Below are 23,528 nucleotides of genomic sequence, written 5' to 3' on the forward strand. Positions count from 1 at the left end.
CACTATTGAGTCGATACGAGCAAATATATATGAAAAATCGAACATAATCCGCGATTCCAGTTCATTTCGACGAATTATATATGAAAATTCATACATATCAAGTTGTAGCGCAGCATGTGACCGCCAAGTAACGAACTTATGCAAACGCACTATGTAGCGCATGTACCGCGCCATCACCCTGGTAGCACATTTCCAAAAGTACCCGCATCTAGGAGCAGGAGAGGTCTGCCAAGTAACAAACTCAGCGATTCACCGCACAATAGAGCATCTAAGAAGCGCCTCAGTCACACCAACGTTTGTCCAGTTTACGGATTCCCAAGGGCAGCAGGCCTTTGGGGGCCCTCCCTTACGGCAAAAGAGGGATAGGGAGAGGAGAGTCAGCGGTTTGGGAGGTGGAGAAATTTTACGAATGTATGTTCGAAAAAACGCTTGGCAAACATTCCAAAACAAGGTACAATGATATACGAAAGAAGTTACGAGAGGTCCGAAGTATACTGAATTCAGTAACTTTAAGTATTCAATGATTTATATAACATTTAAGGATGTGAGCTGATTGTCAGATCGTAAAGCAGCGCTGGAGATGGCGCTTCGCCAAATAGAAAAGCAATTCGGTAAAGGTTCGATTATGAAGCTTGGAGAATCGACGCATATGCAGGTCGAGATCGTTCCAAGTGGATCGATCGCTCTGGATATCGCCCTTGGTACAGGTGGACTTCCACGCGGACGGATTATTGAAGTATACGGGCCGGAGTCTTCCGGTAAAACGACGGTAGCGCTGCACGCGATCGCTGAAGTTCAGAAGATCGGTGGACAAGCTGCCTTCATCGACGCCGAGCATGCGCTGGATCCTTCCTATGCCAGCAAGCTGGGTGTCAACATCGACGAACTCCTGCTGTCCCAACCGGATACGGGGGAACAAGCATTGGAGATCGCTGAAGCACTCGTGCGCAGCGGCGCAGTGGACATTATCGTCATCGACTCCGTTGCGGCATTGGTACCTAAAGCGGAGATCGAAGGCGAAATGGGGGACTCGCACGTCGGCTTGCAGGCCCGCTTGATGTCTCAAGCGCTGCGGAAGCTGTCGGGGGCAATCAGCAAGTCGAAGACGATTGCGATCTTCATCAACCAGCTGCGTGAGAAAGTCGGCGTCATGTTCGGGAACCCAGAGACGACGCCGGGGGGCCGCGCGCTGAAATTCTATTCGACGATTCGTTTGGATGTACGCCGCGTTGAGACGATCAAGATGGGCAACGACATGGTCGGGAACCGGACGCGGATCAAGGTTGTGAAGAACAAGGTTGCGCCTCCTTTCAAACAGGCCGAAATCGACATTATGTACGGAGAAGGCATTTCCAAGGAAGGCAGCATTATCGATCTCGGGACGGAACTGGATATCGTGGATAAGAGCGGCGCCTGGTATTCGTATGCCGGCGAACGTTTGGGACAAGGCCGCGAGAACGCGAAGCAGTTCTTGAAGGAACATCCGGAGATTGCAAATGCAATTGAGCAGAAGATCCGCGAATCCAGCAATCTGACGACGTCAGTAGCTTCGGCTTCCGCCAGCGAGCTGGAAGCGGAGTTTGCAGAAGAGCAAGCGCTGTTCGCAGATGAATAAGCTTGTTAAGCCGTAACTATCAAGCGCTCTGACCGCGGCAATATGCCGGGTCAGGGCGCTTTTGCAGTACTTAAGGAAGCGGATGGATCGCCTAGGGCATAGACAGGAGGGATAGGACGTGAGTACGTGGGGACAATCGCGCAGGAAGGCTGCGGGAAGAAGAGATGGAGCTAACTCTGGCGAACGGAGAGAGGACGATATCGTAGATATCTCCGACGAGGCGTTCTGGGAGCCGCGGCCGCGGGATACCGGCTGGGATTCGAACCGAGAGGAGACGGAAGGCGAAATCCCTGCCGGATTGGACGCTTTCCCTAAGGACACAGAGCTTGCGATCACGTCCGTGTTGATGCTAAAGCGGCCGAAGCATCGTTATCGGATCTCTTTTGGGGCATATACGCTGGAGGTTCACGAGGACGTGATGATCAAATACCGCATGATTAAAGGTGCGGTATTTACGAAAGCTGAGCTGGAGGAAATCGTAGCAGCAGATGAGCGTCAGCAAGGGTATGCCGACGCGTTGAAGTATTTAAGCTTAAAACCGCGGACAACCTATGAAATTGCACAACGTCTGGGAGAGAAAGGCTGGGGCGAGGAGACGATTCAGGATGTGCTTGCCCGGTTGCAGTCGGAAGGTTACGTCAATGACGCCGCATACGCTCAGGAATGGGCTTCTCAACGCGTGAAGCTGCGCGGAAAAGGGAAGCTGTGGGTCAAGCATGAATTGCGCCAGAAGGGGATTTCCAAGGCGTATATCGAGGAGGCGCTTGGCGAGGTCAGCGAAGAGGACGAGTTTGAGAGCGCCCTGCAGCTGGGCATGAAGAAGTGGCGATCAACCACAGGTGAAATGCTTGACCGAAAACGCAAAACCGGGGCGTTCCTGCAGCGCCGTGGTTTTAGTGGAAGCGTCGTGTCCCGGGTCATGCGCGAACTCGGAAACCGTGAAGAAATGCATGGAATGGATGAATGGGACGAAGAATAACAGGGCGACTGAACTCCTGTCATTTGCTTGACAATATCTTTTCACAAATAATAAAATGAATTTGAGTCCATACCTTGAGGGCCCTTTTTTTCCTTCCAAAATTATGGCTCTGAGGGTATAGGATTTATGTTCTCCAATCAGGCAAAGTGCGTCCGCTAGGCTACTGCGGAAGAGTCATGCTTTTGCAGCATGAAGTGCTGAGCTGAAAGGGCAAGTCATGAATTCTTTGTATGGAATGATGAACCTAAGAAACGAAAAGTAACTACAACTGCAAACATCCCAAGGAATGCCTTGGAGGAAACAACGGGGAGGTGAACAGATGCACACAGTAATCTGGATCGTTCTCGTTGCAGCCGCTTTATTCTTTGGGTTCGTGATCGGGTATTTTATTCGCAAGTCTCTTGCCGAAGCTAAAATTTCCAGTGCAGAGCACGCGGCCAGCCAAATCCTGGAGAATGCTAGGAAGGACGCGGAAGCACTGAAAAAGGAAATGGTTCTGGAAGCTAAGGACGAAGTCCATAAGCTGAGAGCCGAAGCTGATAAAGACATTCGTGAACGTCGGAATGAAATACAACGACAAGAAAGACGATTGTTGCAAAAAGAAGAGTCGCTGGATAAAAAATTAGAATCGCTTGAACGTAAAGAAGAGCAAGTGGTCAGCAAAGAGAAACGGATCGAAGAAACCCAGCAACAAATCGACTTGATCTATAAGAGTCAGGTTCAGGAACTCGAACGGATTTCCAACCTTACCATGGAAGATGCCCGTACGATCATTTTGAACAACGTGGAGCAGGAAGTTCGCCATGAAACGGCGCAGATGATCAAAGATATTGAACAGCAAGCGAAGGAAGAAGCGGATAAGAGATCCCGCGAGATCATTACGCTGGCCATTCAACGCTGCGCAGCTGATCATGTAGCGGAAACAACGGTTTCCGTCGTAACACTGCCAAACGAAGAAATGAAAGGACGGATTATCGGCCGGGAAGGCCGGAATATTCGTGCACTCGAAACGTTGACCGGGATCGATCTCATTATCGACGATACGCCGGAAGCGGTGATCCTGTCGGGCTTTGACCCGATTCGCCGCGAAATCGCCCGGACCGCCTTGGAGAAATTGGTGGCAGACGGACGGATTCATCCGGCCCGAATCGAAGAGATGGTCGAGAAATCCCGGAGAGAAGTGGACGAACGGATTCGCGAATATGGCGAGCAGGCTACGTTCGAGGTGGGCGTACATGCTTTGCACCCGGATTTGATCAAGATCTTGGGACGTCTCAAGTTCCGGACAAGCTACGGCCAAAACGTCCTGAAACACTCGATGGAAGTCGCTTATCTGGCCGGATTAATGGCTGGAGAGCTGGGCGAAGACATCACTCTTGCCAAACGGGCAGGTTTGCTGCACGATATCGGCAAAGCGCTTGATCATGAAGTGGAAGGATCTCATGTCGAAATCGGCGTGGAATTGGCTAAGAAGTATAAAGAACATCCGGTGGTTATCAACAGCATTGCCTCTCACCACGGCGATTGCGAAGCCACCTCAGTCATTGCCATGTTGGTTGGCGCAGCCGATGCATTGTCGGCAGCAAGACCGGGGGCGCGCCGGGAAACGCTCGAAACCTACATTCGTCGGTTGGAGAAGCTTGAGGAAATTTCCGAATCGTTTGAAGGCGTCGAGAAATCGTTTGCCATTCAGGCGGGCCGCGAGGTTCGCGTGATGGTGCAGCCGGATAAGATTGACGACGCGGAAGCATTCCGCTTGGCGCGTGACATTACGAAGACGATTGAAAATGAACTGGATTATCCAGGTCATATCAAAGTAACCGTAATCCGCGAGACGCGGGCGGTTGAATACGCCAAGTAAAGGTTATGCTGAAAAGTGGCCCCTCGCGGGCCGCTTTTTCATTACTTGGATAAGCCTTGAGCTCACATGCTGCAAGGGGTAGTAGTCAGAGGAGGGAACCAGCATTAAAGTTCTGTTTATCGGAGATATCGTTGGAAATACGGGGCGCAAAGCGCTGAAGGCCACGCTGCCTCATTTGAAATCTAAATACAACCCGCATATCATCATCGCTAACGGGGAAAACGCTGCGGCAGGCCGGGGCATTAACGCCAACATCGCCAAAGAGTTTTTCGATCAGGGCATTCACGGTTTAACGATGGGGAATCACACGTGGGACAATAAAGAAATCTTCGACTTCATCGATCAGGAGCCGCGAATGGTCCGGCCGGCCAACTACCCGCCAGGTACGCCAGGATTAGGTTACACCGTGATTAAAGCCAATGGGAAGGAGCTGGCCGTGGTCAATTTGATGGGCCGCACCTTTTTGCCGCCGCTCGACGACCCGTTTCGGGTTGCGGATGAGATCATCGGTCAACTGTCCAAGAAGCACAAGTGTATCCTGGTCGACTTCCATGCCGAGGCCACTTCGGAAAAAATCGCCATGGGCTGGTATCTAGACGGCCGTGCCTCGATCGTAGTGGGGACGCACACCCATGTGCAAAGCAATGACGACACGATCCTGCCGCAGGGGACGGCCTACTTGACCGATGCCGGTATGGTCGGCTCGCGTGAAGGCATCCTGGGCATGGAACGGACGGCGGTGCTGCGCAAGTTCACCACACAGCTTCCTGTCCGGTTCCAAGTCTGCGAAGGGAAGTGGCATTTCCACGCGGTGATCGTCGATGTGGATGAATCCACGGGCAAAGCTCAGAAGATTCAAAAAATCCGTTTACTGGAAGACGAATGGATTATGGATTAGTTAATCGCCAAGAAGTCCGATAAATCAAGGCCTCTCGAAACTTTCTCTTCGGGGAAAAAGAAGGAATATCCCAAATTCTCACGAATATCTTCTAAGTAGTGGAATCCAACGAATATTCCCAGGGAGGTACTAACCATGGAAGTATTAAAGGTTTCAGCAAAATCCAACCCCAACTCCGTTGCCGGTGCGTTGGCTGGCGTCCTTAGAGAACGTGGCGCTGCTGAACTTCAGGCCATTGGGGCGGGTGCTCTTAACCAAGCCATCAAAGCCGTTGCGATCGCCCGGGGATTCGTCGCGCCAAGCGGCGTGGACTTGATTTGCATTCCTGCTTTTACCGACATCGTCATCGATGGTGAGGATCGGACCGCGATTAAACTGATCGTAGAACCGAGATAAGTTTTGGATAGAATGACGCCTGTTTACGTTCCGTAGACAGGCTTTTTTGTTTTTTTTGAGCTAAAATAATGGTAACCGAGGAGGAAAAATCATGAGCCTGCCGATTATCGATTTTCATTGTGATGTGTTAAGCAAATTGCAGTTGGACCCGAAGCTGGACTTTGCCCGTGACCGCCGGTTGGACGTCAATCTTCGCCGATTGGAGGAAGGCGGGGTGAAGCTGCAAACGTTCGCCATATTTCTGTCCAGCGAGTTGGGGCCAGCGAAAATGGAACATATCCTCGGACAAATCGATTTGTTTCGGGAACGGGTTCTCCCGCTAGGCGTGCTCCCTGTGCAGTCTGTCGAGGATTTACATACCCTGGAGCAAGGAGAGGTCATCGGAGGGCTGTTATCGCTGGAAGGAGCGGACGGGCTTGAGGGGAACCTGCAGTATGTCCGTGTTTGTTATGAGAAAGGCGTGCGGTTACTCGGGTTAACCTGGAATTATGCCAACTGGGCCGCTGACGGGGTCATGGAGCCGCGAAACGGCGGATTTACCCCGGCTGGGTTGGAGCTGGTGAAGTTGTGCCATGAGCTCGGCATCATTTTGGATGTCTCGCATTTGTCGGTTAAAGGATTTTGGGAGCTTCAAGAGCTGGCGGAGGCCGCCGGCAAGCCGTTTATCGCTTCCCATTCTAACGCCTATCAGATCTGCCCCCATCCACGAAACCTCCGTGACGACCAGATCCAGGCGATAATTAAGCTCGGCGGGCGAATTGGAGTGACCTTTGTGCCTTGGTTCGTCAAAGAGGGGAAACATGCAACTAGCAAAGATTTGCTGCCGCATATCGAGCGGATCTGTTCATTGGGCGGAGCGAAGCACCTGATGTTCGGATCGGACTTTGACGGGATCGACACCCATTTGACCGATTTCCGGCATACGGGACAGTACGCAAATTGGCAGGAAACTTTGCTGAAGTACTACCCGGAAGAGCTTGTTCGCGGATGGTTGTACGACAATGCAGCCGCATTCCTGCGGGCTTGGTTGCCTTCCCACAAGTAAGCGCTTTAATTCATCCAATTGTGAGAACGAATTGATCGAAAACTACTATATGAAAAAAGGCTAGAAAACGCTTGCTTTTTACCAAGTTGAGACATAAAATTGACATGACTCTGAAACAGAATGTTCACAAACAATAGGCCGGAATGTGACCTCTTGCACGTTAGCATTCTACAACTTTTATTATTATTTTTATTTTTCCATTGCGATACGATTAAAGGGGTGGGCGATCTTGATTAGTCAATTGTCTTGGAAGATCGGTGGACAGCAGGGAGAGGGCGTTGAAAGTACAGACCGGATTTTTTCGACGGCTTTGAACCGGCTGGGATATTATTTGTACGGGTATCGGCATTTCTCCTCCCGTATCAAAGGCGGTCATACGAATAACAAAATCCGGATCAGTACCAAGCCAATTCGTGCGATTTCCGACGACTTGGACATTTTAGTCGCTTTTGACCAAGAAAGTATCGATTTGAATGCACATGAATTGCGTAGCGGCGGGGTTATTGTAGCGGACGCTAAGTTTAACCCGACCGTACCGGAGGGCGTGGATGCCCGTTTGTTCCCGGTGCCGATTACGAGCATTGCCGAAGAGCTTGGAACTTCGCTGATGAAGAACATGGTTGCTTCCGGTGCCTCATGGGCGCTGCTCGGCCTTCCGCTTGAAGTATTTAACAAAGCGGTGGAAGAGGAGTTCGGCCGCAAAGGACCTGCGATTGTTGAGAAAAATATCGAAGCAGTGAAACGGGGCGCGGATTTCGTGCTTGAGCTTGCCGGAGGACCTCTGGAGGAGTTTAAACTCGAGCCGGCGGATGGCAAGCAGAAGCTGTTTATGATCGGCAACGAAGCGATTGGCCTTGGGGCTGTTGCGGCAGGTTGCCGTATCATGAGTGCTTACCCGATTACCCCTGCTTCTGAAATTATGGAATATTTAATCAAAAAATTGCCGAAATTTGGCGGTACAGTGATTCAGACCGAGGATGAGATTGCAGCGATTACGATGGCGATTGGTTCGAGTTATGCAGGCGTTCGTACGATGACTGCATCGGCGGGGCCTGGCTTGTCCCTCATGATGGAAGCGATCGGACTGGCTGGCATGACCGAAACGCCAGTCGTAATCATTGATACACAACGCGGCGGTCCAAGTACAGGCCTGCCGACGAAGCAGGAGCAAAGTGATATCAACGCGCTCATCTATGGTACGCACGGGGAAATTCCGAAGATCGTGATTGCGCCTAGTTCGATTGAAGAGTGCTTCTACGATACGGTAGAGGCGTTCAACCTGGCTGACAAATATCAAGTGCCTGTTATCGTGGCGACGGACCTGCAATTATCCCTTGGGAAGCAGTCCTGCGAAATGCTCGATTTCAACAAAGTTACGATCGATCGCGGTTACCTGGTGAAGGATATTCCAGATCGTGAAGATTCAAGCATGTTCAACCGCTACGCCTTTACGGAAAACGGGATCTCCCCGCGGGTGCTGCCAGGTGAGAAGAACGGCATTCACCATGTGACTGGGGTGGAACACGACGAATCCGGTCGTCCGTCGGAAAGTCCGGTGAACCGGAAGAAAATGATGGATAAGCGGTTGCGGAAGCTGGCCAATCTGGAGGTCACGAATCCGATTCACCTTCAAGCCCCGCATGCTGAACCAGATCTGCTGATCATCGGCATGGGCTCCACGGGGGGTACGATTGATCAAGCCCGCATCCGTCTGTCGGAGGACGGCTTGAAGACGAACCACATGACGGTGCGCTTGCTGCATCCGTTCCCCACGGAGCAAGTACTACCGCAAATTGAGAAGGCGAAGAAAGTGGTTGTCCTAGAGAACAACGCAACAGGCCAGTTGGCTAACCTGATTAAACAAAACGTAGGTTACCACGACAAAATCGTGAATGTCCTGAAATATAACGGCAATCCGTTCCTTCCTTCGGAAGTCTACGAAGAGTGCAAGAAGGCAGCCGGGAAGAAAGCGCAGGAGGAGTTGGTGAAAAATGGCAACGTTTAAAGATTTCCGTAACAACGTTAAACCTAACTGGTGTCCGGGCTGCGGCGATTTCTCCATTCAAGCCGCAATCCAACGCGCTGCAGCGAATGTGGGTCTTGAGCCAGAGCAACTTGCCGTGATTTCCGGGATCGGCTGCTCCGGACGGATCTCCGGATATATCAACGCTTACGGATTGCACGGGATTCACGGCCGTGCGCTGCCGATCGCCCAAGGTGTAAAGCTGGCCAACCGCGACCTGACCGTCATCGCTTCAGGCGGCGACGGCGACGGCTTCGCGATTGGGATGGGGCACACGGTACACGCAATTCGCCGAAACATCAACATCACTTACATTGTCATGGACAACCAAATTTACGGGTTGACCAAAGGGCAAACCTCCCCGCGCAGCGGTGAAGGCTTTAAGACGAAGAGTACGCCGGAAGGCTCGGTAGAATCGACTTTGTCTCCGCTCGAAATCGCTCTGGCGTCCGGTGCCACCTTCGTGGCTCAATCGTTCTCCAGCGATCTGAAGCAGCTGACTTCTTTGATCGAGCAAGGCATCCAGCATGAAGGCTTCTCCTTGATCAACGTGTTTAGCCCGTGCGTCACCTTTAACAAGGTAAATACGTACGATTGGTTCAAAGAGAACATCATCAATCTCGAGACCGTTCCAGATTATGATCCAAGCAACCGGGCGATGGCCATGGCGAAGCTGATGGAGACAAACGGCATGATCACCGGATTGATCTATCAGAACAAAGAGAAGAAATGCTACGAAGATCTGGTTCACGGCTTTAAGAAAGAGCCGCTGGTCCATCAATCGCTGGCACTTTCTGAAAGCGAGTTTGACAATCTTGTTGCAGAATTCAAATAATCAGGTGAAAGGTGTCCATTTCTGGTGGACGCCTTTTCCTTTTTTTCGCCATTAGGTGTATAATGAGTAGCGATGTGAATCGTCATCGATATAGAGAATATACGAGGAGTGTTTGTAGACATGAGCAAAACTGTACCTGTCGGCGTATCCGCGCGTCATATCCATTTGACGCAGGAGCACATTGAAATTTTGTTTGGACAAGGCTATCAATTAACGGAATTCAAACCGCTGTCCCAACCGGGACAATTTGCTGCGAACGAACAAGTGGCAGTCATCGGACCAAAAGGACAGTTCGATAAAGTTCGCATTTTGGGTCCAGCCCGTCCGGCGTCCCAACTGGAAATTTCCCGTACGGATTCCTTTGCGCTTGGGGTTAAAGCTCCGGTGCGCGAATCGGGCAACATTGAAGGCACGCCTGGCATCAAGGTGAAAGGCCCTGCCGGCGAAATCGAATTGGAGCAAGGCGTGATCGTCGCTGCTCGCCATATTCACTTCCATACTTCCGATGCTGAGAAATGGGGCATTAAAGACAAGCAACTGCTGAAAGTTCGTTTGAGCGGAGAACGTGGTTTGGTGTTGGAGAACGTCATTGCGCGCGTATCTGACAACTTTGCCCTCGATATGCATATCGATACGGACGAAGCGAACGCTGCCGGTGCGAAAACAGGCGACACGGCAGAAATCATCGACTAATCGGTTACACTTGAAAAAAAAGCAAAGGGCTTGCCCAGCGGCTGTAAATGCCGTGGGGCAAGCCCTTTTTGGTGTGAACAGCTTAAGCTTCGATGGACACCGCGTGGGCGATGCAGGGGATGCTTTCGCCTTGCTGGTAGGAGAGCGGAGAGAGCAACGCCCCGGTGGCCACGACGAGGATTCGTTTTAATTCCCCGCGTTTCATCCGGTTCAGCAGATGACCGTAGGTGACGACGGCGGAGCAGGCGCATCCGCTGGCGCCGGCTTGAACTTGTTGCTTCTCGTAGTCGTAAATCATCATGCCGCAGTCCATGTAGGTCGTCTGCTTGATGGGGAAATTGTGCCGGACGAACAAATCGTTCGCGATGGCATATCCGACTTTGGACAAGTCCCCGGTGACGATCAGGTCATAGTAAGACGGCTCGATCTCTAAGTCGCGGAAGTGGGCCTGGATCGTATCGACGGCTGCCGGTGCCATCGCAGCGCCCATATTAAATGGGTCGGTGATGCCCATGTCGATGACTTTGCCCATGGTAGCTGACGTCACCGAAGGACCGTCCCCTTCAGGGGATAACACGACAGAGCCTGACCCGGTGACCGTAAACTGGGCGGTAGGCGGCTTCTGCGATCCGTATTCCGTCGGGTAGCGGAATTGCTTCTCCACACTGGCGTTATGACTGCAGGTTCCGGCTATGGCATATTTCGCGCCTCCCGAATTGACAACGTAGGCGGCCATCGCCAGCGTCTGCATCGAGGTCGAGCAGGCGCCAAACATGCCGATATACGGAATGCTTAACGTCCGTGCGGCGAAGCTGTTGCTGATGATCTGATTCATCAAATCGCCGCCGAAATAGAACTGAATCTGTTCCTTGGTTAACCCAGCATGTTTAATCGCCAGCTGCGCTGACTCTTCGAGCAGCGTCTTTTCGGCTTTTTCCCAGCTGTCTTGGCCGATATAGAGGTCGGCATGGATAATATCAAAATCTTCAGCGAGCGGTCCTTGGCCTTCAAAGGGACCCACAACGGTAGCGGTGCTAATGATTTTGGGTTTATTTTCAAATACCCAGCTTTGATGGCCTTTCAGCATCTCAGTGCCCACCTCCGGCATACCCCGGGATAAACACCGCGTAAATCACCCCGATGATAAAAGCGGCCACCGTTCCAAACACAATGACGGGTCCGGCTAATTGGAACATTCCTGCGCTCACACCCAGCACCAGGCCTTCCGGCCGGTGCTCGATCGCCGTCGAGGCCATCGAGTTGGCAAAGCCGGTGACGGGGACGGCGGTGCCTGCCCCGGACCACTGTGCAATTTTGTCATAGACGCCAAAGCTCGTGAGCAGCACGGACAAGATGACAAGAATAGCGACCGTCGGGTTGGCGGCTTCTTTTTCGCTCATATGAGCAAAATGGATAAAGGCCTGTCGGATACATTCTCCAAGCAGGCATATCAATCCGCCGACCAAAAAGGCTCTCAGACAATTGACAGCCACCGGGCGCTTTGGTTCATGGGCATTTGCCAGCCGCTGATACTGCTGCTGCGTAGGAGTCAACTGCTTGTTTTTTTTCTTGGCCATGCTCCCATCCTCCTATTGGATTAATAACGGTTTGACTTGATCGATGACCTTCTGCAGCTTCACCGAACAATCGCCGTACAGTTTCTTGGCTTCTTCCTCGTCCGTCGAGAGAGCGAACATCTCCAGATCGGCTTCGCACTTCTTCAACTGGGCCAGCAAGACGGGTTTTTCTTGAGGCTGCGGCACGGTGATCTGGTCGTCGTACAAATCGACATAAAGCTGGCCGTACGCATCAACCTGCCCTAAATTGACGTTATCCAGGGAAACGCCCAGCTTCTCAAGCTCGGTATTCAGCCACTTCCGGTTGAGTCCCAGTGTAGCGAGCGGCTCGTCCATAATTTTCCCGTCGATAATGACGGTTTGCGGCTCCGGCTGGGGAGCAACCTTGATCCCCAAGTGAGCCGGCGTAATCGGCTGATATTCGTTCTTCAGCATCGCGTTGATTTGTCCATCGGGCTCCATGACCGCAAACTCGACTTCGGCCACTTTGAAAATGCTTTTCTTCCGCAGCTGCTCCATGAGCTCTTCGTTGGTCAGCTTTTCCTTCTTCAGATTCTCCTCCAGAATCTTGCCATCCTTGATCAGCACGGTACTGCTGCTGTCGATCATATCCCGTGCTTTCTTGCTTTTGAGCTGCAAAAATTCGATGCCAAGCGATACGAGAAACCAGACGGTAACGGCAATTAGCCCGAGATACCAGTCTGTATTAATATCCAGGGAGATGTAGGCGGTAATACTCCCAATCGTAATCCCGGTGATGTATTCAAAGAAGGAAAGCTGTGAAATTTGCCTCTTTCCGAGCAGCCGGGTGAGCACAAATAACACGACGACGGCCACCAACGTTCGGACGATAACTTCCAACCACATTGGCATGGGGAATACTCCTTTCGTAGACAATCCAAGGCGAGATATCCCAATTATGCGCGGGGATGCGTAAATTTACTAAGGTAATATGTGGAAGGGGAACAGGGCGTATGAATCAATTTCGAGCAGGTGAAATTATGCATTGTTCATAAGCAACATGCCAAAACAAAGGTGGTGAAATTGTGACAGTAGCATCTCAAGTCAAAACGGCCTTAGCTTCGTTAAAAAGCGCGCAAGCGAGCCTGGAGCAATTCGCGTTAAGCACGCAAAACCAGCAAGCGAAGGATCTGTTTACGCAATGCGCGCAACAAACGCAGCAAATCGTAACGCAAGTGGAAAGCCGCGTAGCGCAGCTGGAGAGCGAAGAACCTCAATACAAGGGATTCTAACTGTGATTAGAAAGGACCCGTTCATTCGAACGGGTCTATTTGCGTTTCCACGTATACGGCGTTTATCTGGATATCGAAGCCTGGCCATGTTATAATTTAGTGTAATGCATTTTTATGAATGATAACGATGCCCATATGGAACGAAGATAGATCAGGTAAAGGAGTGAACGGGCACATGGCTAAGGAAACGAAAGATTACGCCAAATACTTTGACTTCTCGGACGCCCGGGTCATTTCGGAGGATGAGCGAGGGAAGAAAATCCGAATCCGTGGCCGGGATATTCAAATTTTGTCCGAGCCGAACCAACGCAAAGAGAAACAACGCGGGAAAGAAGACGTGAAGGTGCTGTATGAAAATGCCGTTCCCGAAGAACTGAAGGGGATTGGCGTTGGCAAGCATTATATCGTCTATACGTTTGGCTGCCAGATGAACGAGCATGACACCGAAACGATCAAAGGTTTGCTGGAGCAGATGGGCTACCGTGCGACCGAGGACCGCAAAGTGGCGGACATTATCTTGCTGAATACTTGCGCGATTCGGGAGAACGCAGAGGATAAGGTGTTTGGTGAGCTGGGTCACCTGAAGAGTCTCAAGACGGAGAAGCCGGATCTGCTGCTGGGCGTTTGCGGCTGTATGTCGCAGGAGGAAGGTGTCGTGAAGCGGATCCTGCAGAAGCACAGTTTTGTGGATATGATCTTCGGGACGCACAACATTCACCGTTTGCCATATCTCATTCAAGAAGCTTTGTTCAGCAAAGAGATGGTGGTTGAGGTCTGGTCCAAGGAAGGCGACATCATCGAGAACCTGCCGAAGAAGCGCGAAGGCATGCGGGCATGGGTGAACATCATGTACGGGTGCGACAAGTTCTGTACGTATTGCATCGTGCCGTTTACGCGGGGCAAGGAGCGCAGCCGCCGTCCGGAGGACGTCATTGCCGAAGTTCGTGAGCTGGCGCGTCAGGGCTATAAAGAGATTACGCTGCTGGGGCAAAATGTCAACGCCTACGGTAAGGACTTTACCGATATCAACTATACGTTTGCGAATCTGATGGACGATATCCGTCAAATCGATATTCCGCGCGTTCGGTTTACGACATCGCATCCACGCGATTTTGACGATGCGCTGATCGATGTTCTGGCCAAAGGCGGAAATCTGGTGGAGCACATTCATCTGCCAGTTCAATCGGGCAGCAGCGAAGTGCTGAAGAAGATGAGCCGCAAATATACCCGTGAACATTACCTTGAACTGGTGCGTAAAATCAAGGCGAAAATTCCAAACGTCGTCCTCACCACGGACATTATCGTTGGATTCCCGGGTGAAACCGAGGAGCAGTTCGAGGAAACGCTGTCCCTCGTACGCGAGGTAGGGTACGATTCGGCGTATACATTTATCTACTCGCCACGGGAAGGCACGCCGGCTGCCGTCATGGAAGACAACGTCCCGATGGAAGTGAAGAAAGCGCGGCTGACGAAGTTAAACGATACCATTAACGAATTCAGCCGCAACAGTAACGAAGCGTTGCGCGGACAGATCGTTGAGGTGCTGGTCGAAGGCCAGAGCAAAAACAACGCCCATATGTTATCCGGACGTACACGCACCAACAAGCTTGTCCATTTTGAGGGCGGAACGGAATTGATCGGAACGTTTGTCCAGGTGGAGATTACCGATCCGATGACTTGGTACATCAAAGGCAAGCTCGTAGAGCAAACCGCCAAATTGGCGTAATGCAGGGGAGGTTATTGACAGTGGAACAGCACAAAGATCAAACCGATTGCGGAATTCCGAAGTATGATTCGCGGGACCTGGTCATCCGCGAGGATATTATGAAGAAGGCCAAAGAGCTGGCTGAACTGATCGGTACCAGTGAAGAGGTTCAGCAATTTCAGAAGGCGGAGAAGCTGATCCAGAAGCATGACCGCGTGCAGGCGTTGATCAGTGCAATTAAGAAGAAACAGAAGGAAATCGTCGCATTTGAAACGTTCCAGAACCAAGCTATGGTGCAGAAGATCGAACGTGAAATCGAGGAGCTGCAGGACGAACTCGATCAGATTCCGCTCGTTACGGAGTTCCAGCAGAGCCAAAGCGATATCAATTATCTGCTCCAGCTCGTCGTTTCTGTCATCCGCGATACGGTAGCCAGCAAAGTGAACGTCGAGTCGGGCAGCGAGCCGGCTGTTTCATCCGGATACGGAGAGTAATGCGAGGCAGTTGGTGCGGAGGCAACCCCTCCGCTTTTTTTCATCTTGTCTGTAATGATTGAAGCAACGTCGCATCGGAATACTATAATATAAAGAGAAGCAAGGATAGGGGGGACACCGAGATGGATGATTGGAGCGAAGAAGTGCTGCGGCGGGATGAGCAATCGTTCTGGGGTCTGCTGGGACTGCGCCTCATTTCTGCCGACAAATCCCTGGTAAAGTTGGGACTTACAGCGGGGGCTTCCCACCTCAATTCCATGGGCATCGTCCATGGGGGCGTGCTGTCGTCCATGATGGATCAAGCGATGGGCACGCTGGTAGCAACGATTAAAGGGAAGCTTGGGGTAACCACCCATTTGAATGTCAATTTTCTCAGCCCCATGCGAACAGGGGAACTGGTGGTGTCGGCGATGCCAATCCATGAGACCCATCGGACGATGACGCTCCGCTCCGAGGTTCGTAACGAAGAAGGAACCCTCGGATGCATATCGACGGCAACGTTCCGCTTGCCGAAGTGAGCAGGGGGCCGTCTTTCGGGTTAGATCGCTTGAATTCGTAAGTGCCGGACTTCAATCGGCCGGCGTTATCCTAGACGATGTGGTGATACGTGATGAACGAAGAACAAAAGCAGGTAGTTAATGAGGTTAAAAAATATCGCACGCCGGACGGAATCCCGGCCGACATCGTCATGTTTACGTTGACGAGGCAGGAACGAAAAGCATCGACCAAATCGCTGCCGCGCTTTGATCTGAAGGTCATGCTGATCCGTCGGCGGAGCTGGCCGTTCGCCGGGGCCTGGGCATTGCCGGGCGGTTTCTCGCAGGAGGATGAATCGCTGTACGAAACCGCGCGTCGCGAGCTGAAGGAAGAAACCGGTGTCGACGGCTCACATCTTGAATATTTGGGGGTCTACAGCAAGCCGGGGCGGGACCCGCGCGGCTGGATTATCTCCCACGCTTTTTTCGCGTTAGTAGAGGAATGGGTGCTGGAGAAACGGCAATCGGCGGATGATGCCCAAGAGGTTGGTCTGTTTACCGTTCGAGAAGCCTTAGAGGATCTGCAGCTCGCTTTCGACCACCGCGAGATTTTGCAAGACGCTTATAAACGGATTCAGCAGCAGATGCTGCATACGACGATTGCGAAGCAATTTTTGCCGCCGCATTTCACTCTCGGCGAATTGTATCAGGTGATTCAAACGGTCGTTCCAGACTTTGAAGAGCTAAATTTTATCCGCAAAATTACATCGACGCGCAGTCGTCAGGGGATACTGGAAGAAGTGCGTGACGAGAATGGCAAGCCGATGTTGTCTAACCAATATTCGCAACGGCCGGCTCAATTGTACCGGTTTACTGGTTACACCCCGCGGCTTTCGATTTACACTTAAGATATTTTACATAATGAAATATTAGTTGCGGCAAATGGAATGCGTGAAGGGAGAGTGAAATCATGAAAGCTCTGATCGTCATCGATTATACGAAGGATTTCGTGGACGGTAACCTTCCGGTGGGCCAGCCAGCCATCGATATTGAACCGGCGATTTGCCGGATAACGGAATCCTTTGTGGCGCAAGGGGATTTTGTCGTGATGGCCGTAGATCTGCACGAGCGGGAAGACCACCTGCATCCGGAAACGAAGCTGTTTCCTCCCCACAATCTGAGGGATACGGAAGGCCGTGCGTTGTACGGGCGGTTGTCTGAGGTTTATACGAAGAACCAGGACCGCATCTATTGGATGGATAAGACGAGATACAGCGCGTTTTGTGGAACGGACCTGGAGCTGAAGCTCCGGGAACGCGGTATTACGGAGGTGCATCTGATCGGCGTGTGCACGGATATTTGCGTGCTGCATACGGCGGTGGAGGCTTATAACAAGGGATTTGCAATTACAGTATACGAAGATGCGGTAGCCAGCTTTAACCCGGAGGGACATACCTGGGCGCTGGGGCATTTCCGCACCAGTTTAGGAGCAAACGTAACGAACAGCCAGAGAGGATGAACAGGCGATGCCAACCACGGGTTTAGCACTGCATACCGATAAATATCAGATCAACATGATCTATGCGCATTGGATGAACGGAACGCATTTGCGGAGGACCGTATTTGAGGCCTACTTCCGCAAGCTGCCGTTTGGCAACGGGTATGCGGTGTTTGCAGGCTTGGAGCGGATCGTGGACTATATCCGGCAGCTGCGGTTTACGGACGAGGATTTAGCGTATTTGGACAAACAAGAAGAGAACTATAAGCCGGAATTTCTGGAATTGCTGCGTAACTTTGAATTTAAAGGCACGCTGCTGTCGATGGCCGAAGGGGCGCTTTGCTTCCCGAACGAGCCGTTGATCCGCGTTGAAGGCACAATTATGGAAACACAGCTGATTGAGACGGCGTTGCTAAACTTTATGAATTTCCAGACCTTGATCGCCACCAAAGCTTCACGGGTGAAACGGGTCGCCGAGAACGACGTGCTGCTGGAGTTCGGCACCCGCCGGGCACAAGAAGCAGATGCGGCCATCTGGGGGGCTCGGGCTGCTTATTTGGCCGGGTTTGATGGGACGTCCAACTTGCTCGCTGGTGAGATCTTTGGCATTCCGACCCGAGGAACGCATGCCCACTCGTGGGTGCAAATCTTCGACTCGGAGCAGGAAGCGTTTGAGTTGTATGCCAAAGCGCTGCCGGATCAGGTTTCCCTGCTGGTCGATACGTATGATACGCTCAAAAGCGGCGTTCCGCATGCGATCCGCACCGGCAAAATGCTGGAAGCCGCAGGCAAGCGGCTGGCTAGCATCCGCTTGGACAGCGGCGATTTAGCTTATCTGTCGATTCAAGCCCGCAAAATGTTGGACGACGCTGGCTTACCTTATGTCAAAATCGTCGCGTCAAACGACTTGGACGAGAATACGATTTTTAACCTGAAGGCACAAGGTGCGAAGATCGATATTTGGGGCGTAGGGACTCAGTTGATTACAGCAGCGGACCAACCGGCTCTCGGAGGCGTCTACAAGCTGGTTGAACGGGAGAAGGACGGTCAGATGGTGCCCACGATCAAGATCTCCGGTAATCCGGAAAAAGTCACAACCCCCGGCAGAAAAGACGTATTGCGCATTGTCAGCAAAGACAGCGGCAAAGCGATTGCCGATTACATCTGTTTTCCGCATGAACAGCAAGCGCGGACGGGCGGCAAACTCCGATTGTTTGATCCGGTACATCCTTATATCAAAAAGTCAGTCAAAAACTATGAAGCGGTGTCCATGCTGCAGCCGATCTTTGTGGATGGTCAGCTCGTGTACAAGCTGCCAACGCTGGATGAAATTCGTGAGTACCACCGCGAGCAGTTAAATTTATTCTGGCCAGAATATCTCCGCAAGCTGAACCCGGAAATTTACCGCATCAGCTTAAGCCAAGAAGCCTGGGAGTTAAAGCAAAAGATGATCGAAGAATATATGGGGCAGCATGAGGATTAACTTCTTCTAACCCCCTTAAGACAGAAAGATCGCTTCTCGCCAATCGGCGGCGAAGCGGTCTTCATTTGCGTTGGAAATTATTTCTCGGGAAAGCGCAAAAAGCGCTATAAATCGGCGAATAGAAGGCTGATTTCGACAAGTTAACGACACGACTCATATTTCGCGAAGTAGTGATCAAACAAAATATCGATTTGCCGCTCAACGATTTCTTTGCCCGGACGGTTCTCCAGTTGCTTAATCTGCCTTGCCAAGACGAGCGGGAAGAGGACGGCTGCATTGATTTGCATCATCATAATAAAAAGAATATCCGGATTGGTCTCGCCGGTAATCTCCTCCAGCACGCCAGTAATCTTGCTGAATCCGGTCGTTTTCATAAAACCGGTGAAGTCCTGCCGGGATTCAAAAGTAATTCGTCCTTTGCCTAAGACTTCATGCAACAAACCGGGGTATTGCAGTACTGAATCCACGTATTGGAGAAGAAATGCCTTTAATCGATCTTTAGGGGGTAGCGAAGTATCGTCCAAGACGGAGAAATTCTCCTGAAACGTTGTCAGCAGCAGTTTCAGCGCTTCGTTAATCAAGTTGTCCTTCGAGCCAAAGTAGTAATTCACTAGAGCTAAATTGACATTGGCCGCAGCCGTGATCTTGCGCAAGGTGACTTGATCGGCCCCTTCGGTTTTAATGAGCTCCAACGTAGCCTGTAGAATATTCTGTTTGGTTGTCGGCCCCTCGGCGCAATTGCTCATAGTTTCGCTCCTTTATGCCATCCAATCTACTGCCCGTATAGAAACTACCATAATACGCTCTCACTCCAGGTGTCAAGAATAAGGCGCAGCGGGGAAGGAAGAGCGAACCAGATCTTGCAGAAGCCACCGATGACAAATGCCTTGACAAAACGGCGGCATCCATTTAAATTTGTTTTAAACATTGTTTTAAACGGTGTTTAAATTTAGAAAGAAAGCTGAGTGAGAGGATGCCGAATACTGTGGAGAGTTCGATCGAAAGCAAAGAATTTTCCATCCGGTCGATTATCGCACCGCTGATGGCGGTCATCGTTGGGATGATTATGGTCATTTTGGACAGCACGGTGGTTAACGTGGCCGTACCTAAGCTGGTCGACTTCTTCGCAACCGATTTAAAGACGGTGCAATGGACGATCACAGGGTATACGCTGGCTTTATCTGCCGTCATTCCGCTAGCGGGATGGATGACCGATAAATTTGGGGAGAAACGCATTTTCTTGATGACGATCGCGTTGTTTACGATTGGTTCGGTGTTGTGTGCCGTAGCGCAGACGCCGGAGCAGTTGATCATCTATCGCATCATTCAAGGTCTGGGCGGCGGGATGGTATCGCCGATCGGGTTTGCGATGGTGTTTAAGCTGGCACCACCTGAGAAGCGCGGAGCCGTGATGGGGGCGCTGGGTGTACCTATGTTGCTGGCGCCTGCGCTAGGTCCGGTACTATCCGGTTGGCTGGTGGAGAACGTCAGCTGGCACTGGATTTTTCTGATCAATCTGCCAATTGGGATTGTGGCGTTTCTGATCGGGCTGCGGTTCTTGCCGAAGTCCAGTCGACGGGAGGCGCCACAGTTGGATAAGCTGGGGATGATCCTGGCTCCGATCGCTTTTGCGATGCTGACCTACGGCGTGAGTGAAGGGGGAACCAGCTGGACCTCAGCGACGACAATTACGGGTCTTAGCGTAGGAGGACTTGCCTTACTTCTGTACATCTTCGTTGAAATAAGACATCAACAACCGCTGCTTGAGCTGCGTGTGTTCCGTTCGTCTCATTTCACCCGGGGGATCATCTTGGTCTGGATTGCCCAAGCGGCGTTGTTTGGTTCGATGATTCTGACTCCGTTATACCTGCAGCAAGTCAGAGGCTACAACGCGTTGGAAACCGGGATTTACTTGCTGCCTCAAGCATTGATGTCGGCGTTCTTCATGCCGATCAGCGGGCGCTTGTTTGACCGGGTTGGTGCGCGGCCGCTGGCCTTTATCGGCCTTGGTATCGTATCGACGGCCTTGTTCCTGCTGTCTCGAATTACAGCGGAAACGCCGCTGGCGATGGTGTTGGTGCCGCTTGGTTTGCTCGGCGGCGGGATGGGTCTGACGATGATGCCGCTGAACACGCATATTCTAAACTCCGCGCCGCGCCATTTGGTGGCTCGGGTTACCCCGCTAATGACGGCGGCGCAGCAAGTTATCGTCTCCTTCGCGGTAGCCGGCTTAACCGGCTATCTGACTTCCCAAATCAGCAGCCATATGAAGGAGGCAGCACAAGGCGGAAATCCGCTGGAGGCGGCCGCATCCGGATTTGGGGATACCTATTTCCTGGCTTCGTGCATTGCCGCTGCTGGCTTCCTGCTGACTTTATTCTTATCTAAGCCAAAGAAGCAAACCGAAGCAGGCAAGAATTCAGCAGCCGAAGGAACGCAACCAGACCCAAGTCTGATGGCGGGGCATTAATATATTGAAGCAAACATGCGAAAAAGCACTCTTTCTTTTTGGAAAGGGTGCTTTTGTCGTTCTCCCCGAAGGTTAACTCGTAACCATCGCGCCGCCGTTGACATGGATCGTTTGCCCGGTCACATAGCTGGAATCGTCGGAAGCCAGGAATACGAAGACCGGTGCCAATTCAAACGGCTGCCCGGCTCGCTTCATCGGAGTTTCAAGGCCAAACGTAGACACGTATTCCGCAGAATAGCTGGATGGAATCAACGGGGTCCAGATCGGTCCCGGCGCCACGGCATTGACACGAATGCCTCGATGAACGAGCGACAGCGCCAGGGAGCGGGTAAAGGAAACGACAGCGCCTTTGGTAGAGGAATAATCAATCAGCAGCGGAGCGCCGGCGTATGCGGTGATCGAGGCGGTGCTAATAATGGTACTACCGGGTCGCAAATAGGGAAGCGCGGCCTTGGTCAAGTAGAAATGAGGGAAGATGTTGGTGGCAAAGGTTTGGTACAGCTGTTCGGTCGAAATCGCTTCGATCCCTTGCTGCTGAGGAAATTGAACCGCCTGATTGATCACCAGGATATCGACTTTCCCCAAATGATGCAGGGTATGATGAATCACTGCATGGCAGAAAGCCTCTTGGCGCAAGTCGCCGGGAATGAGCAGGCACCGTCGTCCCAGTTCCTCAACGCGCCGTTTGGTTGCCTGGGCATCTTCGTGCTCATCCAGATAAACGATGGCTAAGTCTGCGCCTTCTTTGGCAAAAGCAATCGCCGTAGCCCTCCCGATGCCGCTGTCACCGCCGGTCAGAATTGCGACCTTATCCTTCAACTTGCCGCTGCCGACGTAAGCGGGGTTTTCGGAGATCGGGGGCGGAACCATCAGGGTTTCTAAGCCGGGTTGTCTTGGTTGATGTTGCGGCGGGAAGGTAATTGGTTGTTCTTGGCAGACCGTTTTCGAGCTGTAATAAGGGTACTTGGGTATCATCCTTTGAGGTTCCTCCTGAAGTTGTTTTACCGCTATCCTATTCATTCCTGGGCGGGGTGGTGTATCCGCCTAGACAAGAATGTCTATATGACATTTGTTACATAAGTCACATCGCATCTATGATAAATTTTAAAATTAAGAAAGATATCGTTTGATGTCATGTTTAGCACTTATTTACGTCGTGAAGAGCTCGCATTTGCGAAGAAGGGAGTCAAGCGCGTGGTACAATTACCGAAATTAAACGAGCTGGGATTTTTTGAAATCCGTTTGGAATCCATTGGTGGGCTGGGTGCGAACTTGGCAGGGAAAATGCTGGCCGAAGCCGGGGTTGAGGGAGCCGGATTGAATGGGGTCAGCTTTTCTTCTTATGGCTCGGAGAAAAAAGGATCCCCGGTCAAGGCGCATATCCGCTTCTGCGATCTGAGTACGCCGATTCGCGATACGTCGCCAGTAGAACGCCCGCATATTGTGGGGATCTTTCATGAGGCGCTCGCCAAGACAGTGAACGTGATCAGCGGCATTTACGAGGACAGCACCGTATTGGTGAATTCGCGCAAAACTCCGCAGGAGCTTAAGGAGAAAATGAAGCTGATCGGCGGCACGATCGCGGTGATCGATGCCACCGGCATTGCGCTCGAAGAGAAAAACCGGGTGAACATGGCGATGTTGGGTGCCTTATTCCGGTTGTGCCCATTCCTCGATCCTGAAACGATGAAAGACGTCATCCGCAAATCGCTGGAGAAGAAATATCCGCAAACCGTAGCCCCAGCTATTGCGACGTTCGAACGGGGTTATCATGAAGTTGTCTTTGAAACGTTTGCTTTGCCGGAAGGTGTAAGCATGCCGGCCTTCGTTCGTGCTGATACGCCGGTGCTTGGTTATGAAACACAGCCGATCGGCGGGTTGATTATCAATCCGGGCAACAGCATCCTGAAGGACCTTAGTATTTCCCGTTCTGGGATGATGCCGCATTTCAAGGAAGAGTCTTGTATTCACTGCGCCCAATGCGACAACGTCTGCCCGGATAATTGCTTCGTATGGGAGGAACGCCCCGATAAGAAGGGCCGACCGCAAATGTTCCTAAAAGGCATCGACTATCAATATTGTAAAGGTTGTTTAAAATGTATCCACGCATGTCCAACGGACGCCTTGTCCGGGGAGCGGGAGGAAGAAGGGTATGCGGAGGCGCATCGCGTACCGCATCTGTTTGATTTGGCGATACGCTAATACGCAGGAAAGGTGGTATGTTCAT

General features: G+C 51.7%; 23 protein-coding genes. 18 read left to right on the forward strand and 5 right to left on the reverse strand.

The genetic code is table 11. The features are described 5' to 3' along the window. The first annotated feature begins 553 nt into the window (after positions 1-553). The 9 genes from recA (at position 554) to pduL (ending at position 10,345) form a co-directional block, all read left to right on the forward strand. On the forward strand, positions 554-1,615 hold the full coding sequence (recA, locus tag M3G15_RS08120) for a recombinase RecA (RefSeq protein WP_009223082.1): 1,062 nt from the start codon (positions 554-556) through the stop codon (positions 1,613-1,615). A gap of 118 nt (positions 1,616-1,733) precedes the next feature. Then, positions 1,734-2,594: a regulatory protein RecX gene (locus M3G15_RS08125; protein ID WP_260070591.1), complete on the forward strand. Its 861-nt coding sequence runs from the start codon at positions 1,734-1,736 to the stop codon at positions 2,592-2,594. A 319-nt stretch (positions 2,595-2,913) separates the two neighbouring features. Then, a complete protein-coding gene (gene rny / locus M3G15_RS08130) occupies positions 2,914-4,455 on the forward strand; it encodes a ribonuclease Y (RefSeq protein ID WP_260070592.1) in 1,542 nt (513 codons plus the stop codon). A gap of 103 nt (positions 4,456-4,558) precedes the next feature. Continuing rightward, positions 4,559-5,353, forward strand: coding sequence for a TIGR00282 family metallophosphoesterase (locus tag M3G15_RS08135; protein WP_036643757.1), 795 nt, complete (start codon positions 4,559-4,561; stop codon positions 5,351-5,353). Positions 5,354-5,488: 135 nt separating this feature from the next. Next, the gene (locus tag M3G15_RS08140) at positions 5,489-5,749 is read left to right on the forward strand and encodes a stage V sporulation protein S (protein ID WP_006286829.1); all 261 of its coding nucleotides are present in this window, start codon (positions 5,489-5,491) and stop codon (positions 5,747-5,749) included. A 91-nt stretch (positions 5,750-5,840) separates the two neighbouring features. After that, positions 5,841-6,794, forward strand: coding sequence for a dipeptidase (locus tag M3G15_RS08145; protein ID WP_260070593.1), 954 nt, complete (start codon positions 5,841-5,843; stop codon positions 6,792-6,794). Positions 6,795-7,023: 229 nt separating this feature from the next. After that, complete coding sequence (locus M3G15_RS08150; protein ID WP_260070594.1) at positions 7,024-8,799, forward strand: 2-oxoacid:acceptor oxidoreductase subunit alpha; 1,776 nt, start codon at positions 7,024-7,026, stop codon at positions 8,797-8,799. After that, positions 8,786-9,652 (forward strand): 2-oxoacid:ferredoxin oxidoreductase subunit beta, encoded by an 867-nt coding sequence (locus tag M3G15_RS08155; RefSeq protein WP_009223088.1) that lies wholly within the window; start codon positions 8,786-8,788, stop codon positions 9,650-9,652. Before M3G15_RS08150 ends, M3G15_RS08155 begins: the two co-directional genes overlap by 14 nt. A 120-nt stretch (positions 9,653-9,772) precedes the next feature. After that, positions 9,773-10,345, forward strand: coding sequence for a phosphate propanoyltransferase (gene pduL / locus M3G15_RS08160; protein ID WP_009223089.1), 573 nt, complete (start codon positions 9,773-9,775; stop codon positions 10,343-10,345). Between the two features lie 82 nt (positions 10,346-10,427). On the opposite strand, the gene spoVAD is transcribed toward pduL, so the two are convergent. From spoVAD to M3G15_RS08175, 3 genes are read right to left on the reverse strand one after another with little or no spacing between them, the layout of a single operon-like run. Then, the gene (spoVAD, locus tag M3G15_RS08165; RefSeq protein WP_260070595.1) at positions 10,428-11,432 is read right to left on the reverse strand and encodes a stage V sporulation protein AD; all 1,005 of its coding nucleotides are present in this window, start codon (positions 11,430-11,432) and stop codon (positions 10,428-10,430) included. 1 nt (position 11,433) lies between these two features. Next, positions 11,434-11,922: a stage V sporulation protein AC gene (gene spoVAC, locus M3G15_RS08170; protein ID WP_260070596.1), complete on the reverse strand. Its 489-nt coding sequence runs from the start codon at positions 11,920-11,922 to the stop codon at positions 11,434-11,436. A gap of 12 nt (positions 11,923-11,934) precedes the next feature. Beyond that, positions 11,935-12,795 (reverse strand): DUF421 domain-containing protein, encoded by an 861-nt coding sequence (locus tag M3G15_RS08175; protein ID WP_009223092.1) that lies wholly within the window; start codon positions 12,793-12,795, stop codon positions 11,935-11,937. 173 nt (positions 12,796-12,968) lie between these two features. On the opposite strand from M3G15_RS08175, the gene M3G15_RS08180 reads away from it, so the two are divergent. The 7 genes from M3G15_RS08180 to M3G15_RS08210 all read left to right on the forward strand — a co-directional run bounded on the left by M3G15_RS08180 (position 12,969) and on the right by M3G15_RS08210 (position 18,831). After that, complete coding sequence (locus M3G15_RS08180) at positions 12,969-13,175, forward strand: DUF1657 domain-containing protein (RefSeq protein ID WP_009223093.1); 207 nt, start codon at positions 12,969-12,971, stop codon at positions 13,173-13,175. Positions 13,176-13,350: 175 nt separating this feature from the next. Next, positions 13,351-14,901 carry a tRNA (N6-isopentenyl adenosine(37)-C2)-methylthiotransferase MiaB gene (gene miaB, locus M3G15_RS08185; RefSeq protein ID WP_260070597.1) on the forward strand — a complete coding sequence of 517 codons (1,551 nt, stop codon included), beginning with the start codon at positions 13,351-13,353 and terminating at the stop codon, positions 14,899-14,901. After that, a complete protein-coding gene (locus M3G15_RS08190) occupies positions 14,901-15,374 on the forward strand; it encodes a YlbF/YmcA family competence regulator (protein WP_050769660.1) in 474 nt (157 codons plus the stop codon). The genes miaB and M3G15_RS08190 overlap by 1 nt, the downstream gene beginning before the upstream one ends. Before the next feature lie 122 nt (positions 15,375-15,496). Continuing rightward, entirely contained in the window at positions 15,497-15,892 is a 396-nt protein-coding gene (locus M3G15_RS08195; RefSeq protein WP_028539116.1) for a PaaI family thioesterase, read from the forward strand. 92 nt (positions 15,893-15,984) lie between these two features. Continuing rightward, positions 15,985-16,758, forward strand: a complete 774-nt coding sequence (locus M3G15_RS08200) for an NUDIX domain-containing protein (protein ID WP_028539115.1) — start codon at positions 15,985-15,987, stop codon at positions 16,756-16,758. A 62-nt stretch (positions 16,759-16,820) separates the two neighbouring features. Beyond that, positions 16,821-17,369, forward strand: coding sequence for a cysteine hydrolase family protein (locus M3G15_RS08205; RefSeq protein ID WP_260070598.1), 549 nt, complete (start codon positions 16,821-16,823; stop codon positions 17,367-17,369). Between the two features lie 7 nt (positions 17,370-17,376). After that, complete coding sequence (locus M3G15_RS08210) at positions 17,377-18,831, forward strand: nicotinate phosphoribosyltransferase (RefSeq protein WP_260070599.1); 1,455 nt, start codon at positions 17,377-17,379, stop codon at positions 18,829-18,831. A 140-nt stretch (positions 18,832-18,971) separates the two neighbouring features. Here the strand turns inward: M3G15_RS08210 and M3G15_RS08215 are convergent, their stop codons facing one another. Further along, positions 18,972-19,577, reverse strand: a complete 606-nt coding sequence (locus tag M3G15_RS08215; protein ID WP_009223100.1) for a TetR/AcrR family transcriptional regulator — start codon at positions 19,575-19,577, stop codon at positions 18,972-18,974. A gap of 227 nt (positions 19,578-19,804) precedes the next feature. On the opposite strand from M3G15_RS08215, the gene M3G15_RS08220 reads away from it, so the two are divergent. Further along, on the forward strand, positions 19,805-21,301 hold the full coding sequence (locus tag M3G15_RS08220) for an MDR family MFS transporter (protein ID WP_397376599.1): 1,497 nt from the start codon (positions 19,805-19,807) through the stop codon (positions 21,299-21,301). A gap of 72 nt (positions 21,302-21,373) precedes the next feature. On the opposite strand, the gene M3G15_RS08225 is transcribed toward M3G15_RS08220, so the two are convergent. Then, positions 21,374-22,276 carry an SDR family oxidoreductase gene (locus M3G15_RS08225; RefSeq protein WP_009223102.1) on the reverse strand — a complete coding sequence of 301 codons (903 nt, stop codon included), beginning with the start codon at positions 22,274-22,276 and terminating at the stop codon, positions 21,374-21,376. A gap of 219 nt (positions 22,277-22,495) precedes the next feature. On the opposite strand from M3G15_RS08225, the gene M3G15_RS08230 reads away from it, so the two are divergent. Beyond that, positions 22,496-23,503 carry a 2-oxoacid:acceptor oxidoreductase family protein gene (locus M3G15_RS08230; protein ID WP_009223103.1) on the forward strand — a complete coding sequence of 336 codons (1,008 nt, stop codon included), beginning with the start codon at positions 22,496-22,498 and terminating at the stop codon, positions 23,501-23,503. The last annotated feature ends 25 nt before the right edge of the window (positions 23,504-23,528 follow it).

It is taken from the genome of Paenibacillus sp. p3-SID1389 (assembly GCF_025151705.1).
GTDB classification, from domain to species: Bacteria; Bacillota; Bacilli; order Paenibacillales; family Paenibacillaceae; genus Fontibacillus; species Fontibacillus phoenicis.